This is a genomic window from Methanolobus vulcani (genome assembly GCF_006546655.1).
GTDB lineage: Archaea > Halobacteriota > Methanosarcinia > Methanosarcinales > Methanosarcinaceae > Methanolobus > Methanolobus vulcani_A.
Genome location: NZ_VIAQ01000015.1, coordinates 507,916 through 522,727, shown reverse-complemented (window position 1 = coordinate 522,727; position 14,812 = coordinate 507,916). Strand labels below are relative to the sequence as shown.

The 14,812-nt window shown below is 42.2% G+C and carries 12 protein-coding genes; 4 read left to right on the top strand and 8 right to left on the bottom strand.

Translation table 11 applies throughout. The features are described from left to right. Positions 1–4 precede the first annotated feature (4 nt). Positions 5–1,723, top strand: coding sequence for a coenzyme-B sulfoethylthiotransferase subunit alpha (mcrA, locus tag FKV42_RS09925; RefSeq protein WP_154810046.1), 1,719 nt, complete (start codon positions 5–7; stop codon positions 1,721–1,723). Positions 1,724–1,904: 181 nt separating this feature from the next. Continuing rightward, positions 1,905–3,047, top strand: coding sequence for a TIGR04083 family peptide-modifying radical SAM enzyme (locus FKV42_RS09920; RefSeq protein WP_154810045.1), 1,143 nt, complete (start codon positions 1,905–1,907; stop codon positions 3,045–3,047). Between the two features lie 77 nt (positions 3,048–3,124). On the opposite strand, the gene FKV42_RS09915 is transcribed toward FKV42_RS09920, so the two are convergent. After that, the gene (locus FKV42_RS09915) at positions 3,125–5,653 is read right to left on the bottom strand and encodes a PGF-pre-PGF domain-containing protein (RefSeq protein WP_196214107.1); all 2,529 of its coding nucleotides are present in this window, start codon (positions 5,651–5,653) and stop codon (positions 3,125–3,127) included. 218 nt (positions 5,654–5,871) lie between these two features. Here FKV42_RS09915 and FKV42_RS09910 point away from each other — a divergent pair, with 218 nt between their 5' ends. Next, positions 5,872–7,920 carry a hydantoinase/oxoprolinase family protein gene (locus FKV42_RS09910; protein ID WP_154810043.1) on the top strand — a complete coding sequence of 683 codons (2,049 nt, stop codon included), beginning with the start codon at positions 5,872–5,874 and terminating at the stop codon, positions 7,918–7,920. A 109-nt stretch (positions 7,921–8,029) separates the two neighbouring features. Here FKV42_RS09910 and FKV42_RS09905 read toward each other — a convergent pair whose 3' ends face one another. The 3 genes from FKV42_RS09905 to FKV42_RS09895 form a co-directional block, all read right to left on the bottom strand. Continuing rightward, a complete protein-coding gene (locus FKV42_RS09905) occupies positions 8,030–8,905 on the bottom strand; it encodes an archaellin/type IV pilin N-terminal domain-containing protein (protein ID WP_154810042.1) in 876 nt (291 codons plus the stop codon). Between the two features lie 220 nt (positions 8,906–9,125). Beyond that, positions 9,126–9,782: a cyclase family protein gene (locus FKV42_RS09900; RefSeq protein WP_154810041.1), complete on the bottom strand. Its 657-nt coding sequence runs from the start codon at positions 9,780–9,782 to the stop codon at positions 9,126–9,128. A 22-nt stretch (positions 9,783–9,804) separates the two neighbouring features. After that, positions 9,805–10,440 (bottom strand): histidinol phosphate phosphatase domain-containing protein, encoded by a 636-nt coding sequence (locus FKV42_RS09895; protein WP_154810040.1) that lies wholly within the window; start codon positions 10,438–10,440, stop codon positions 9,805–9,807. 194 nt (positions 10,441–10,634) lie between these two features. On the opposite strand from FKV42_RS09895, the gene FKV42_RS09890 reads away from it, so the two are divergent. Further along, positions 10,635–10,925, top strand: coding sequence for a DUF211 domain-containing protein (locus tag FKV42_RS09890; RefSeq protein WP_023845923.1), 291 nt, complete (start codon positions 10,635–10,637; stop codon positions 10,923–10,925). 45 nt (positions 10,926–10,970) lie between these two features. Here the strand turns inward: FKV42_RS09890 and FKV42_RS09885 are convergent, their stop codons facing one another. From FKV42_RS09885 to FKV42_RS09870, 4 genes are all read right to left on the bottom strand, one after another. Continuing rightward, entirely contained in the window at positions 10,971–11,987 is a 1,017-nt protein-coding gene (locus FKV42_RS09885) for a tetratricopeptide repeat protein (protein ID WP_154810039.1), read from the bottom strand. A gap of 228 nt (positions 11,988–12,215) precedes the next feature. Beyond that, the gene (locus FKV42_RS09880) at positions 12,216–12,980 is read right to left on the bottom strand and encodes a 23S rRNA (uridine(2552)-2'-O)-methyltransferase (protein ID WP_154810038.1); all 765 of its coding nucleotides are present in this window, start codon (positions 12,978–12,980) and stop codon (positions 12,216–12,218) included. Between the two features lie 26 nt (positions 12,981–13,006). After that, positions 13,007–13,615: a DUF7109 family protein gene (locus FKV42_RS09875; protein WP_154810037.1), complete on the bottom strand. Its 609-nt coding sequence runs from the start codon at positions 13,613–13,615 to the stop codon at positions 13,007–13,009. A gap of 15 nt (positions 13,616–13,630) precedes the next feature. After that, entirely contained in the window at positions 13,631–14,656 is a 1,026-nt protein-coding gene (locus tag FKV42_RS09870) for a Vms1/Ankzf1 family peptidyl-tRNA hydrolase (RefSeq protein WP_154810036.1), read from the bottom strand. Positions 14,657–14,812: the final 156 nt, after the last annotated feature.

Below are 14,812 nucleotides of genomic sequence, written 5' to 3'. Positions count from 1 at the left end.
TATAATGGCAGACGACAGAAAGAGAATGTTTGCAAAACACATGGAAATTAAGTACACAAAAGAACACGGTACTAACAAAATGGAAGGTGGAAAGATCACCGACATGACTGTAGAATACTACAGACTTGGTGTTGATCAGAACCCACGTAAATTAGAAATGAAAAAGGCAGGTCAGGAACTCGCAAAGAAGAGAGGACTTGTCGGTTACAACCCAATGATGCACTGTGGTGGTATCCCACTCGGTCAGAGAGCACTTACCCCATCATTCCTTTCCGGAACAGATGACATGGTAGAAATCGATGACCTTCACTACGTCAACAACGCTGCAATGCAGCAGATGTGGGACGACATCAGAAGGACAGTAATTGTCGGTATGGACATGGCACACGAGACCCTCGAGAAGAGGCTCGGTATCGAAGTCACACCAGAAACAATCAACCACTACCTTGAGACACTCAACCACGCACTTCCTGGTGGAGCAGTTGTTCAGGAACACATGGTCGAGACACACCCAGCTCTTGTAGATGACTGTTACGTCAAGATGTTCACCGGTGACGATGAACTCGCAGATGAGATCGACAAGCAGTTCCTCATCGACATCAACAAGCAGTTCCCAGAAGAGCAGGCAGAGCAGCTTAAGGCAGCAATCGGAAAGAACTCATTCCAGGCAGCACACATCCCAACAATTGTCAGCAGAACCACAGACGGTGGTCAGACAAGCAGGTGGATGGCTATGCAGGTCGGTATGTCATTCATTTCAGCATACAGCATGTGTGCTGGTGAAGCAGCAGTAGCTGACCTTTCATACGCAGCAAAGCACGCTGGTGTTATCCAGATGGGAGAAATGCTTCCAGCAAGACGTGCACGTGCACCAAATGAGCCAGGAGGAATTCCATTCGGTCACATGGCAGATATCATCCAGACAAGCCGTGTAGACGCAGAGGACCCTGCACACGTAGCTCTTGAAGTAGTCGGTGGAGGATGTATGCTTTACGACCAGATCTGGCTCGGATCATACATGTCCGGTGGTGTAGGTTTCACCCAGTACGCAACAGCAGCATACTGTAACAACATCCTTGATGACAACCTCTACTACAATGTTGACTACATCAACGACAAGTACGATGGTGCAGCAACCAAGGGAACAGACAACAAGATAAAGGCAAACCTCGATGTAGTAAAGGACATCGCAACAGAGTCCACAATCTACGGTCTTGAGAACTACGAGAAATACCCAACAACCCTCGAAGACCACTTCGGTGGATCACAGAGAGCAACAAGTCTTTCCGCAGCAGCTGGTTCCGCTGTAGCTCTTGCAACAGGAAACGGAAACGCTGGTCTTTCCGGATGGTACCTCTGTATGTACCTCCACAAGGAATCACACGGCCGTCTCGGTTTCTTCGGATTCGACCTGCAGGACCAGTGTGGTGCTACAAACGTACTCTCATACCAGTCCGACGAAGGTCTTGCTCTTGAACTGCGTGGACCAAATTATCCAAACTATGCAATGAACGTAGGTCACCAGGGTGGATACGCTGCAATCACTTCCGCTGCACACGCAGGACGTGGAGATGCATATGCAGTCAACCCACTCGTCAAGATCTGCTTCGCAGACGACCTCCTGCCATTTGACTTCACAAAGCCAAGGAAGGAGTTCGCAAGAGGCGCACTCAGAGAGTTCGAGCCTGCTGGTGAGAGATCACTCATCATTCCAGCAAAGTAATTTTAAAACAAGTGCAGGCTTAATGCCTGCTACTTACTCTTTTTTGAATTCGTTTTATTCTTCTGTTTTTGATTTTATCCTGTTCTATTCTTCTTTGCCCAGTAATACTTGAAAGATGGCTCTTAGAAAACTACTAATAATTTGAAACCTTGAAGAAACTTAAAAACAAGGTGCTATTAAAATGTCTTTTCACGTGATGCTAATCCCCACTCTGGGCTGTCCTGGAGAATGTAAATACTGCTGGAGTTCCGAGGAAAAATCCCCCATAATGAGCATCGAAACCATCAAGGAAGTAGTTGAATGGCTCAAAAACTTCGAGGAGGATTCAGTTACTTTTACATTCCACGGAGGAGAACCGCTCTTGGCCGGTGCAGATTTTTACAGGGAAGCTTTACCACTCCTTGTTGAGGGAGCAAAGCCGAAGAAAGTGGCTTTTGCAATACAGACCAACCTCTGGAGGATGACTGACGAGATAGCTGAGATCTTTGCGGAATATGAGATTCCCATTGGTTCCAGCCTTGACGGGCCGAAAGAGCTTAATGATTTCCAGAGAGGTGAGGGCTATTTCGAAAAGACCATGCGTGGCTACGAGATAGCAAAGAAACATGGACTTTCCGTGAGATTTATCACCACTTTTACCTCCCATTCCGAAAAGTTCAGAGAAGAGATTTTCAATTTTTATCTGGAGAACGGCTGGACTCTTAAGTTCCACCCTGCTCTTCCTTCATTACGTGGCGATGAACCCGAAAAATGGGCTCTTGATCCGGAAGAGTACGGCAGGCTTCTTATCTACCTCCTGGACAAATACCTGGAAAACGCAGACAAGATCGAGGTTATGAACATCGACCACCTCTGTAAAGGAGTATTTAGTGGCAGAGGTGCGGTCTGCACTTTCGTAGACTGTATGGGAGATGTATTAGCCATTGGACCTGATGGTGGCATATACCCATGCTACCGCTTTGTAGGAATGCCAGAATATGTAATGGGTAATGTTCGTGACAATCCTGATATTGAAGAACTTTCAAAATCTGATGCATGGAAGCTCATGTTCGATTACAAAGATTATGTGGATGAGAACTGCAAGGACTGTGCTCACATAAAATACTGCAGAGGCGGCTGCCCATACAATGCCATAACCCCTACAGGCGGAGAAATAAAGGATGTCGATCCACACTGTATATCCTACAAGATGATACTCGACGAAATAACCGAGAGGGTCAATAATGAGATGTTCGGAGGTCCAAGCATGGAAATGGATTTCTTCCAGAACCCGATGAAACCTTCAAAGCCAGGGATAATGTCCCTGATGTTCAAGAAAACATAAGTGGTGGGAATAGGTATGAAGTACCATTCTTAAAATCAAAAAAACTGACAGGACAGGTGTCCCGTCATTTATTTTTATTATTTATTTTTCCTGAGCACAATCAGTGTAAGTGATACAAAGACAATTCCTGCCAGTGCACTGAAACCGGGCGTGTTCTTTGTATCTTCAGTATCTGTTTCTTCTTGTTGTCCCTCTTCAGAAGTTAATGATACAGTTTCTTCCGTCTGGACGCTTTCTTCTGATACTTCCTCGCTGGCAGCGTCAGCTACAATCGAGAATATAGAGAAGCCAGGTGTCTCGGCAGTGAAGTACAGGATTTTTTCATCTTCACTTTCAAAGTCTGTCGGAAGCTCCTGCCATTTTCCTTCATAGAAATGCATCAGACAGATCGTATCCATATCGATGTTGTTATCATCGATCCATTCCCTGCTGACCTTGAAACGTATCATTATGTTCTCAGCATTGTCACTTGAAATTATACCCTCGGCTCCAACGTCGATGCTCATCACGGAATACAAATTACCATCCGGGATTGGTACGTCTGCTGGTGTGCCACCAAGAACCTGGACCTTTGTAACAACGAGACCTTCATCAGTTTCTGCATCAAAACCGATTCCAAGCACAGGACCTTCACCATCGGAAAGATCGAACTCAATAGATGTACCTCCTGTCACACGCATTATGGATGTGTCGGTGCTTATTACAATATCAGGATCCTGGCTTGAACTTACAGATACGCGGGTACCGGAACTGGAACTGCTTGGGCTTCCGGAGCTGACTGAAGATACAGTAATATAAGCAGTCCTTGTGCTGATATTACTTCCCAATGAATTGCTGGCATTGAGGCTCACATTGTAAGTTCCCACAGTTGAATAAGTGTGGTTCGGGTTCTGGTAGGATGAAGTATCCCCATCGCCGAAATCCCATAACCATGAGTCTGGGCTGTTTATCGATGAATCAGTAAAGCCTACGGAAAGCGGAACCACACCGGAGGTCACATTGGAACTGAAGCCGGCAACCGGGGAATCAACGACTGTGATATATGAAGTTTGTACACGTGTACTGCTGCCGGATGGGTTTGTGAGTATCAAACTAACGTTATAGATTCCTGTTGTGGTATAATTATGCATAGGATTCTGGTCGGTGGAAATTGTTCCGTCACCGAAGTCCCATAACCACGAGCTGATTACACCAGTGGATTGGTCGGTGAAGGATACATCCTGTGTTGCTGTTTCTAATGTTGTGTTGGCCACAAAGCCGGCAACAGGTATTGCCGGTTCCGGAATGAAATCAATTTCCGGGTTTGCCCCTTCAGTAACGTTTACGGTCTGAATTGAAGGTGTTTCATAATCCTGCTTTACTACAGTGATATTGTATGTACCCGGCCAGAGATACAGGGTTGTATTGGCCTGTACTGATCGGTTAATCCCATCAACATATACCCAGGTATCCGGTACAGAGGAATTCACAGGCAACGTACCTGTCATACAAAAGGCAAATTTGAGGTATGTGTTACGGTAGTCAGTGTAATCGTAATAACTGATCCCTGCATTTCCTGAAGAGTCGAAGCAAAGGGATGCATACTCTCCAGCAGCACCTGCGCTGTCGACTGTTTCTATTTCCCAGTTTGCGCCATTGTAATATGCAAATTTAAGGTAGTCGTTATTACCATCATTATAACTGATTGCCGGATTGCCTGAAGCATCGAAGCAAAGGGAAGTGTACTCTCCTCCGGCTGTGTTCAAACCTGCCGCACTGTCCACTTTTTCTATTTCCCAGTATACGCCATTGTAATGTGCAAATTTGAGGTCTTTGTTTGTCACATCGAGATAACTTATCGCCGGATATCCGGAAGGATCATAGCAAAGAGAAGTTCCCATTCCAACATTGAGTCTACTGTCCACTGTTTCTATTTCCCAGTTTGCCCCATTGTAATGGGCGAACTTGAGATCGTAGCTGGTATTGAAATCATAATAACTGATAGCTGGATTGTCTGAAGAGTCGAAGGCAAGGGAAGTATACTTTCCAACATCTCCTATATTGTCCACTGTTTCTGTTTCCCAGCTTACACCATTGTAATATGCGAATTTGAGGCTGGTGTTGCGCCAGTACTCGTCGTAATAACTTATCGAAGGATTGCCTGAAGAATCAAAGGCAAGGGAAGTATAGAGCCCAGCACCCCAGCTGCTCTCTACCGTTTCTGATTCCCAGTTTACACCATTGTAGTCTGCGAATTTGACAGTACGATTTCTGTAATCTAAATAACTGATCGTGGGATTGCCCGAAGGATCAAAGGCAAGGGAAGTGTAGTATCCAACCTGTCCTACATCGTCCACTGTTTCTATTTCCCAGCTTGAGTTATTGTAGTGTGCGAATTTGAGGTTCTGGGCATTATAATATTGGTAACTGATTGCCGGATTTCCTGAAGAATCGAAGGCAAGGGAAGTATACTTTCCAGTAAGGTGATCCCAAGTGAGATTAATATAACTGGAACCGTTATCCACCGTTTCTGTCTGCCAGTTCATTGCACTTACAGGAGATGCGAGTATCGCAAGAAGAAGAATTGCAAGCAATATAGATCGTTTTGTCATTTTTGACAGGTCCAAGGTAATCGCCCCATAATAATATAAATTGATGAAAATAGATGTGCAACTATGCTCATGTATATTATATAACATTTATGAGAAAGTGTTACGCACTTTTCGCTATCAAATCCAATAAGATGACCTTTGAGAATAAACGGTAATGCTTAAATATTGCAAAACCATTGTTTTTTACATTATCAATTATGAAATTAATTTTTGTTTGAAAGGAGTGAACCAAAATGCAATACAGTCTGGGCATTGATGCCGGAGGAACTTTTACAGACGGTGTAATTATCCGTGATTCAGATGGTGTGATAATGGATGCCACAAAAGTGCTTACAACTTATCCGGATCCAATAGGCGGAATTAAAAAAGTAATAGATTCGCTGAATCCTGAATATGTCCAGGACGTAAAGCTGGTTTCAGTCTCAACCACTCTCTCTACAAACACAATCCTTGAAGACACCGGTTTCCCTGTAGGAGTTATCCTTGTAGGCGATTATGTAATTCCAAAAGAAGGATTCCCGGCAAAATACTATGTCCAGCTTGCCGGTGGTCACACAAGTAATGGTGTGGAAGCCGCCCCTCTTGATGAAGATGGAGTCAAGCTCTTTGCCCTTGAAGTAAAAGACCATGTTGCAGCATTTTCAGTTTCATCCTTTTTCAGCAACCGTAACTCTGAACATGAGCTTCGGGTTAAGGAAATAATCCGTGAGCTAACCGGACTTCCTGTAGTCTGCGGACACGAGCTTTCCCAGGAAGTCGGTGCCTACGACAGGGCTATAACTGCTTATCTGAACGCACAGCTCCTGCCAATCACACACAAGTTCATCCAGTCAATCATGCAGGACATAAAATCAAGAGGCATGGATGCAAACCTGCTCATGCTCAAATGTGATGGTTCCGTTGTTGGAATGGAAGAAGCCCTTGAACGCCCCATAGAATCAATATTCTCAGGACCGGCTGCAAGTCTTGTAGGTGCATCCTTCCTTACAAAATACGATACATGTGCAATGGTTGATGTAGGAGGTACAAGTACCGATGTAGCTCTTATCAGAAATGGTGTCCCTGAACTCAGTGACCAGGGAGCCGTTGTTGGCGGCTGGAAAACAATGGTCAAAGCCATCAGAATGGAAACTTCCGCAACCGGAGGAGACAGTCATGTATGGATTCAGGACCAAAAATTCTACATAGGCCCCAGGAGAGTTATCCCGCTTTGCCGTGCAGCAATCCTTTACCAGGGTTTTCTTGAAAAATTCAAGGAATCAAAATCACCGTCAAGAAAACTGCTCTGTGAAAATGTACAGCCAACAAAATTCTTTGTGCGTACCGGCCTCAAGCCCCTGGAACTTACCAGGACCGAGGAAGAAATATTCGATGTAATTCAGGGAACTCCGGTATCCTATGTAGACATTTTCCAGCGCCTGAAGAAACAACCAAGTGTGCGTGCACTTGATGGACTTATACAGAAACGTCTTGTGCAGTCAATTGGTTTCACACCCACGGATGCACTTCATGTACTTGGAGAGTTTAATAAATGGGAAACAGAAGCTTCTATTATAGGGGCTGAAAGGATTGCCAAGCAACTAAGAATAACTAAGAAAGAAGTTGCCATTATGGTTAAGAAAAAGGTAGCCAGGAATATGGCATCAGACCTTGTATCTTATCTTGTGGATGGAATTCCCCAGCCTGTTATTGACCAGATGCTTTCAGGTGATAACTACACACGTTTTAAGGTGGAAACACCAGTTATCCTGCTGGGTGGTCCTGTTGTTGCTTACAAGGAAGAAATGGAAAAACTCATTGATGCAAACATAGTGGTTCCTGAACACGCAAGTGTAGGAAACGCTGTAGGTGCACTCGTTGGAAAGGGTATCAAGCGTGTTGAGATTCTAATCAAGAAAGACTTTGCTCCGATCACTGGTGAAGATGTAACAGATGAAGAACTGAAGAACGCAAAAGAAATCATCAGTTACTTTGTATTCACACCGGAAGGAAGGGAGATTTTCCCGGATTATATACAGGCCTTCGATTACGCCAGAAACACCGGCAAGGGAATAATAATGGATTATATGAAAGCTGCCGGTTATGGTAAGGACGAAGTAGATATTGAGGTTACCAAAAAGGAACTCATGGTGAGGGAAGGAGAGGAACCCGTAGAAACAAAAGTAATTGTAGTTGGCATCGGTACATCCAAACTGGTAGTTGAAAAAGATGTAATTCCGGACTACATGCGTAAAAAGGCAATCAGCTCCCGCTCTGCTGAAGATTCATATTCAGGAAAGTGAAGCAAAATTAAAAAATCATATCAGGAAGATTAGCATAACGCTTCTATTAAGCCCATGTTAAATCTCCTGAACATTCTGTTTTCCTAGTAGTCCGTTAAATATAGAATATTTAGTACCTTAGCAGGATGTACTTTTCATCGAAGTATGCACCCGGAGTTGTGAAGTCGAAAACTACCAGAGAACCAGCTTCAGGTCTTACCTGGAATGAGACTTCGGTCCTTGGGGCCAGTCCCTCGTATTCCTCGTCATCGCCCTGGAAAACTCTTCTGATATCAACCACTACTTCCATGATGTCACCTGTTCTCAATACCGGCTGTGTAGCTTTGAACACAGTCTGATCACGAGTACGTATTGAGCTGACTGAGAAATAATCAGCTGTGGGCAGATGGATATCATCGTCTTCATCAGCAGTATCATACCTGACATTAGCTACATGGCTTCCATCTGAAAGGTAAATAATAAGCTGTGACAGATCAACATCTTCACTACCAGGTCCGAGTGATACGGAAATATGCAGTTTTGAGATCTCACCATAATCCACAGCATCGCTAACAGTTACAGTACCTGTTGTCGTACTTGAACCGGTTACAGTATAATTATGTGATCCTGCGCGAGAAAAACGATATTCAAAATAAGAACCATCTTCTACTTCAGTTTCATCGCCGCCATCCACAGAAATATTAAAGGCTCCTGAAGAGGAAATCCATTCGATCATTCCACCTTTAGAACAGTTTAAATCCGTAGATGATAACGTTCCATCAGTATAAGTGACCGTCGTATATGTCGCACGTTCACCCTCTACACGGTCAATACGCATGTTGGAAGCAACCTCTCTTGTAGTCTCCTGACCGGTTTGAGATGCTTTCTGCTGAAGCACTCCTGAGGTCTTGATCAAAAGGGCAGATGCTACAGCTGCCACAAGTACCATGGAGATAAAGATGATAAGGGTACCTATACCTACCTGTGCACGGTCATCCCTGTGCATTAAATGTCTCTGATTTGCTTTCGTGCGATTCCCTCATGAAACGTTTTAGCAATCGTGTTACAGGATTATATTGCGATTCATACTATATTAATCCTGTTATTTAATATTTTTGATGAGTTAATATAGATATAATGCTAGTAATTTCTGCTAACATAATTGCATTATCAAATATAATAATACTTATATTTAAATCATCCTGTAAAATGAACAGAATCAATTGTTACACATGAATATCGAATGAATTAACATCCATCAAAATTGCACGTGATGGAGCCCCGTCACAACCTTCAAGCTTTAAAGGAAGGCAAATAAAAATATAAGCACCCTCATTCACATCCTTCAGGTTCAAATATTCCACAATATTGACATTATTACTCAAAAAAAGATGATGGTTTGGTAAGGATACATCTTCATCAACAGAAAGTGTGTCAACACCAACTACCCTGAAACCGTTATCAAATATCCATTTTCCCGCAGTTGCCGCAAGCAGTCTGCCTGATTCCAGACTTTCAGCAGGACACTTAGAATAGTCCCTCGTTTTTATCAGAAGAACATCTGAACCTTTCACTGAATGCAGCCTGTAAGCTGTTTCAAGTTCAACATCAGTAACAGGACCTTCACCCAGTGATAGGTCAAGGAGAACAGCTTTCCCCATTAATGACCCTGAATCAATATCAGCAACTGACTGACCACCTTCATACAAATGTAAAGGTGCATCAACATGAGTGCCCGTATGGGTTCCAATATTTAGTCGGGTGACCATAAAGCCATCTTTCTCAATTGAAGATACTTTTTCAAATACTGGAATCGGATCGCCTTCATAAACCGGAGTCTTTTTGGATATTCCGGTAGTGATGTCTATAACTTTAAAATGCATCGACTAAAAAAAGGAAAAATAATTACAGGAAGCGCATGGAGTTATTAAGCACATCCTGTGCCTGTTTCTCAGTTAATCCGGCACCCATTGCAACTTTCAGAGCAAATTCCCTGGTGATCAGATTGTCCGGGCTGTGTGCATCCGTATCAACAACAAGAGTTGCACCGGCCTCCATTCCAATCCTTGCAACATGACCATTTGTTCTGTTGTGACCGTTCCTTGCGGTAATCTCCAGACAGACATCATTCTCACGGGCAGTTTCAGCTTCTTCAATTGTGATAAAACCAGGATGTGCAAGTATATCAACATCTGCAAGTTCAACTGATGCTGCATTTGTTCCTGGCATTACAGGCTCGTTTATTGTCTCACCGTGAACAACCACAATCTCTGCACCCAGATCCTTTGCCAGCTTTGCAAGAGGAGCAATCTTACGTGGTGGAGCATGGGTTATTTCCACACCTACCTTGACCTTGATATCAAGTTCATCTTCAAGATACTTTGCCTTGCTCACGTTCTTGATAATGTGTTCTACGTTTGTAAAGTCTGCATGGTCAGTGATACCGATTGCCCTGTATCCGTGAACCACGGCTCTTCGTACGAGTTCACTGGGAATCAATTCACCATCACTGAAAATAGAATGAGTATGCATGTCAATCATAAAAATACCTCATAAGATCGGGAATCAATCTTAGAATGAAACCTATTATGCACTGAAGTTAGATAAAGCCATTCATAGGAAAACAAAAATAATATAATGCTTTATAGGCAATGTTCATAAGTCTGATTTAGATATTTGACTATCAATTATCAAGATTTGCAGAATTACGACTTTCTAATCAGGAAGGATAAAATTTGACAGGAATTAGAAGATTGGTTCTGGATGTGCTTAAACCCCATCATCCATCAATTGTAGAATTGTCCAAGACACTTAGTGTGCTTCCAGGAGTACATGGTGTGAATTTGAGTTTATATGAAGTAGACCAGCAGACAGAAACTGTAAAGATCACAGTTGAGGGAGAGAACCTGGATTACGAGGAAATAAAACAGGCAATAGAGAATCTGGGTGCAGTGGTTCACAGTATTGACGAAATAGCTGCAGGAAAGCGTCTGGTTGAAGAAGTGCAGACCTTGCAGGAAAGATAAGACCAATCTTCGTAAAATTATCTGTATCTTCACAAGATACAGCTATTAAAGACTTTTATATGCACGTGCAATGTTGTGAATAACACCATCGTGCTCAACCGGGAAAAGGCTGATAGTAAAAACCTTTAGAGCTTCATTGTAAGCAGCAACCGCCTTTTCCACATTGCTTTCTTTATTTTCCAGTTCGGATAGTTTAAACCAGGCATTTCCAATGTTATTCTGCACAGTAGCATATTCTATTGGACGGCTATCTATAGTATATACACTGAGAGCATTATTAAACGAAGTGATAGCGTTTTCAATATTGCTTTTTTCGTTTTCGTATGAGAACATCTCAAGGTAGAGGTTTCCCAGATTATTCTGAACACCTGCATATTCAAGGGAATATACATCTTCCCTGAATACCCTGAGTGATTCTTCGTACGATGATAAAGATGTCTGAAGACAGGTCACATTATTTTCAATATTGCCCTTTTTTCTCCACGCATTACCAAGCTTGTTGTTAATGGAAGCAAAATAAATCGGATCAACTGCAATGGAATAGTATCCCAGTGCATTGTTGTAATAATCTATTGCAGTATCCAGGTCACTTACATCTCCTCTGGATGCATATAGTTTAAGATAAGCGTCCCCCAGACCGTAATGTACCCTAAAATATTCTGCCGGATATTCTTCCTCGGTAATGAACTTCAGGGAATAATCATAGGCATAAATACTGTTTTGAAGATGACTTGAAGCATTTACTGTGTCAGAAGATGACATTTCCTCATACGTTTTTCCTCTATAATAGTGATTCATTCCATATTCCAGTGGAAAATCCTTTGAAGAGATCAAGCTAAAAACGGAATTATACACCTCAAGTGCACCGTCATAATTACCTTCATCGCGTAATTCGGATGCTTCTTCCCATAAGGAATTAATCTTGCTTAGTGTCCTCTGTTCCTGAATATAATCTCCAAAAACAACATATCCTGCGATAAGAATAATAAGAATACCAACGCCGGCATAAATAAATGGTTTTTTTTGCGGGCGAGATTCCGGTTCAGGGAGTTCACAGTTCATAGATATATTCCAGAATTTACATCAATGCCATGCAAGTTTTTCTGTTCAAGAAAGTACTGCAAGTATAGTAGTATAACTGCATATGCACTATATAAACTACAGTAGTATAACTGCATATGCACTATATAAACTACATTACTTTAGAACATAAATATATAATTGATGAAAGAGTGGCGTAGTGGCAATTTGTCGCCACTTAAATAGGAATATAAATATTAAAATATCCAATTACTCAATAACTTCTGCAAATGCAAAGTTTGGCTTCACATCATTTATTCTGATTTTTACATGATCTCCAAGCTGCACACCCTTGACAAAGACAACAAAATCATCAATTAAAACTGCACCATCGCCACTGGAACCAAGTTCAGTTATGTCAACTTCAAATTCGTCCCCGCGTCTGATAGGAGCTGTAAGGAACTTCTTGCCAATAACATAAATTTCAGCACTCTGAGACCTGGAAGCTTTAGGAGAATAAGAACGTGTGTAGGTAAAATTATCCTGTACTTCATCCATGAAATCCTTGAACATATCACCCTGGAAGACCTTTACTACAAAATGACCCCCTGGTTTGAGAATCTTTTTTGCACAGCCAAGGGCTGATCTTGTAAGATCAATAGAACGTGCGTGATCATAACTCCAGTTTCCACTCAGGTTTGGCGCTGCATCACATATAACAACATCTGCTCCGGCTTTGCCCACCATATCAAATATTTTTGCAATTGTCCTGTCAGAAGTTATGTCTCCAACTATTGTCTCTACACCCTCTATTGGTGCTATCTTCCTGAGATCTACGCCCACAACACGGGCACCTGAAAGTTCTTTTGCAACCTCGCACCAGCCACCGGGAGCAGCACCCAGATCTACAACGATGTCGCCTTCTTTTATAACGTGGTGCTTGTTGTTAATCTGAAAAAGCTTATAGGCTGCCCTGGAGCGAAAACCATCTTCTTTAGCTTTCCAGTAATATTTATCACGCCTGTCTCTTGCCATAATATGTACCTGATAATACCTAAAATTCAAATACCTTGTGCCGACTTCAGGCTTTCTATCCGTGAGCTAAGTTCCTGTATCTCATCTTCAATACCCGGCATATCCTCAGATATCCAGAAAGTATAATCATAATACTGGTTCAGTATATCACTGTACCTTAATTCCAGATTTTTAAGGTCCTCTTCATGAACCTTTGTGGAACTGACAGAGTCTATCTTGTTCTCAAGGTTCTTAATTCTGCGATGAAGATTCTTGCTAAGCCTCGCAGCCACACTGCTAAGGTCCACTTCTCTTTTTTGCAATTCCAGAATATCAATAACCTCACTTAACTCAAAAGGAACTTCTGGAAAAGCATTTGGCCCGGATATGTAATACAAAAGAATGCCATCCTCACTTTCTGAACCCTGTGAAGCAGAATTTGTCTTATTTTCTTCTGCACCTGTAATTTCTTCAGCTGAAACAGCAACAATGAGATGTTCCTTTTCGGCTTCCACACATAATTCCTTTATAGAAGGCATGGCAGGAGGAATAGCTCCTTTGAGCAGAGATAACTCCTTTGTTATATGATATATCTCATCAAGGGAAAGAGCACCTAAAGCATCAATTATCCCACAAAGTTCTTCTTTACTTAGCATTGAAGCGACCTCATATCATAGCCTGTACCTGCGACAGGTCATTAATTGTTTCATTATACCTGAGATATTATGCTTTTCGATACGGACATCTGATGATGAATACACCTGAGTGATATCAAGAAGCATATCTGATGTTATTTCCTTTGCAAGCGGAAGATCACCGGCCAAAATCATATAGTCAATACTGTTTCCGAATTCATCAATAATGTCTTTCAGGGCAAGTTTTACTTTGTTGATATGGTGATCTATATCCTCATCCCGCAATCTTTCAAATCGTCTCTGACTGAAACCACCTTTAGCATGTTTGGCTTTGACACTTGTTTTTATCATCTGGAAAGAATCAAAGTCCTGTGAATCTAGAGAAAAACCAGTGAATGATTCACCCGCATGAGCCACCAGAACACAAACACCGGCATCTTTGTTCAGTAACTCAGAGAGTGCGGAAATATCAAATACGTTACCTGTACCCCATGAGGATTTATCCAGAGGCAATGGCGGCACGATAAGCTCATTTATCATGTGATCAGGAGAATAGAACAGAACAAAACCGGTGGTTGACACCACTTTTTCCGTTAGTGCAAGGGTTTCGTTATCAACTCGCTCCGTTAAAAGTTCATAATCCTTTATGCTTTCAGGACTTTCACCTGCGGCTACATATAAAGATACAAGTGAAGAATCAGTATACCTGATTGTTGACAAAGACCTGAGAAATTCTTCAGTACGCTGTTTGCTGAACTGGTCATTACATGTGAATGAGATAGATGCAGGAACATCAGCCCTTTCTTTATCCACCTCATGCTCCAGGGTTTTAACTTTAACTTCCAGAGCATTGAGTTTTTCTTCAGCTTCCTGTTTTGCTGCAACTGCCTTTTTCTCAGACTCGATACTTTTCTCATATCTAAGGTTGGCAGTCCTCACATCCAGCTCAAGCTCAACAATATGTGATTGAAGCCGGTTTATTTCATTTTCAAGGTCCTCTTTTCCGGAATACCTGTTGAAAATGGAGCTGATATTGCCAACAACTTTGTCCTTTTCTATCATTCCATGAGGAATAGAAACTTACCGAATAAATAACCTGTCGATTTGTTCAGGAGATTGATACGAAAATCATTGATTTAAGGAAAATTACTTCGCAAATTACAAAAACGAACTAAAGCCACAAAAGCTTTAGTTCTTTTGTTTATTATTCTGCGTGTA

Excerpts from the sequence above, each read along its gene's own strand:
- FKV42_RS09885 (WP_154810039.1), bottom strand. The coding sequence starts at position 11,987 with ATGAACTGTGAACTCCCTGAACCGGAATCTCGCCCGCAAAAAAAACCA.
- FKV42_RS09880 (WP_154810038.1), bottom strand. The coding sequence starts at position 12,980 with ATGGCAAGAGACAGGCGTGATAAATATTACTGGAAAGCTAAAGAAGAT.
- FKV42_RS09875 (WP_154810037.1), bottom strand. The coding sequence starts at position 13,615 with ATGCTAAGTAAAGAAGAACTTTGTGGGATAATTGATGCTTTAGGTGCT.
- FKV42_RS09910 (WP_154810043.1), top strand. The coding sequence starts at position 5,872 with ATGCAATACAGTCTGGGCATTGATGCCGGAGGAACTTTTACAGACGGT.
- FKV42_RS09900 (WP_154810041.1), bottom strand. The coding sequence starts at position 9,782 with ATGCATTTTAAAGTTATAGACATCACTACCGGAATATCCAAAAAGACT.
- mcrA (WP_154810046.1), top strand. The coding sequence starts at position 5 with ATGGCAGACGACAGAAAGAGAATGTTTGCAAAACACATGGAAATTAAG.
- FKV42_RS09905 (WP_154810042.1), bottom strand. The coding sequence starts at position 8,905 with ATGCACAGGGATGACCGTGCACAGGTAGGTATAGGTACCCTTATCATC.
- FKV42_RS09870 (WP_154810036.1), bottom strand. The coding sequence starts at position 14,656 with ATGATAGAAAAGGACAAAGTTGTTGGCAATATCAGCTCCATTTTCAAC.
- FKV42_RS09895 (WP_154810040.1), bottom strand. The coding sequence starts at position 10,440 with ATGATTGACATGCATACTCATTCTATTTTCAGTGATGGTGAATTGATT.
- FKV42_RS09920 (WP_154810045.1), top strand. The coding sequence starts at position 1,905 with ATGTCTTTTCACGTGATGCTAATCCCCACTCTGGGCTGTCCTGGAGAA.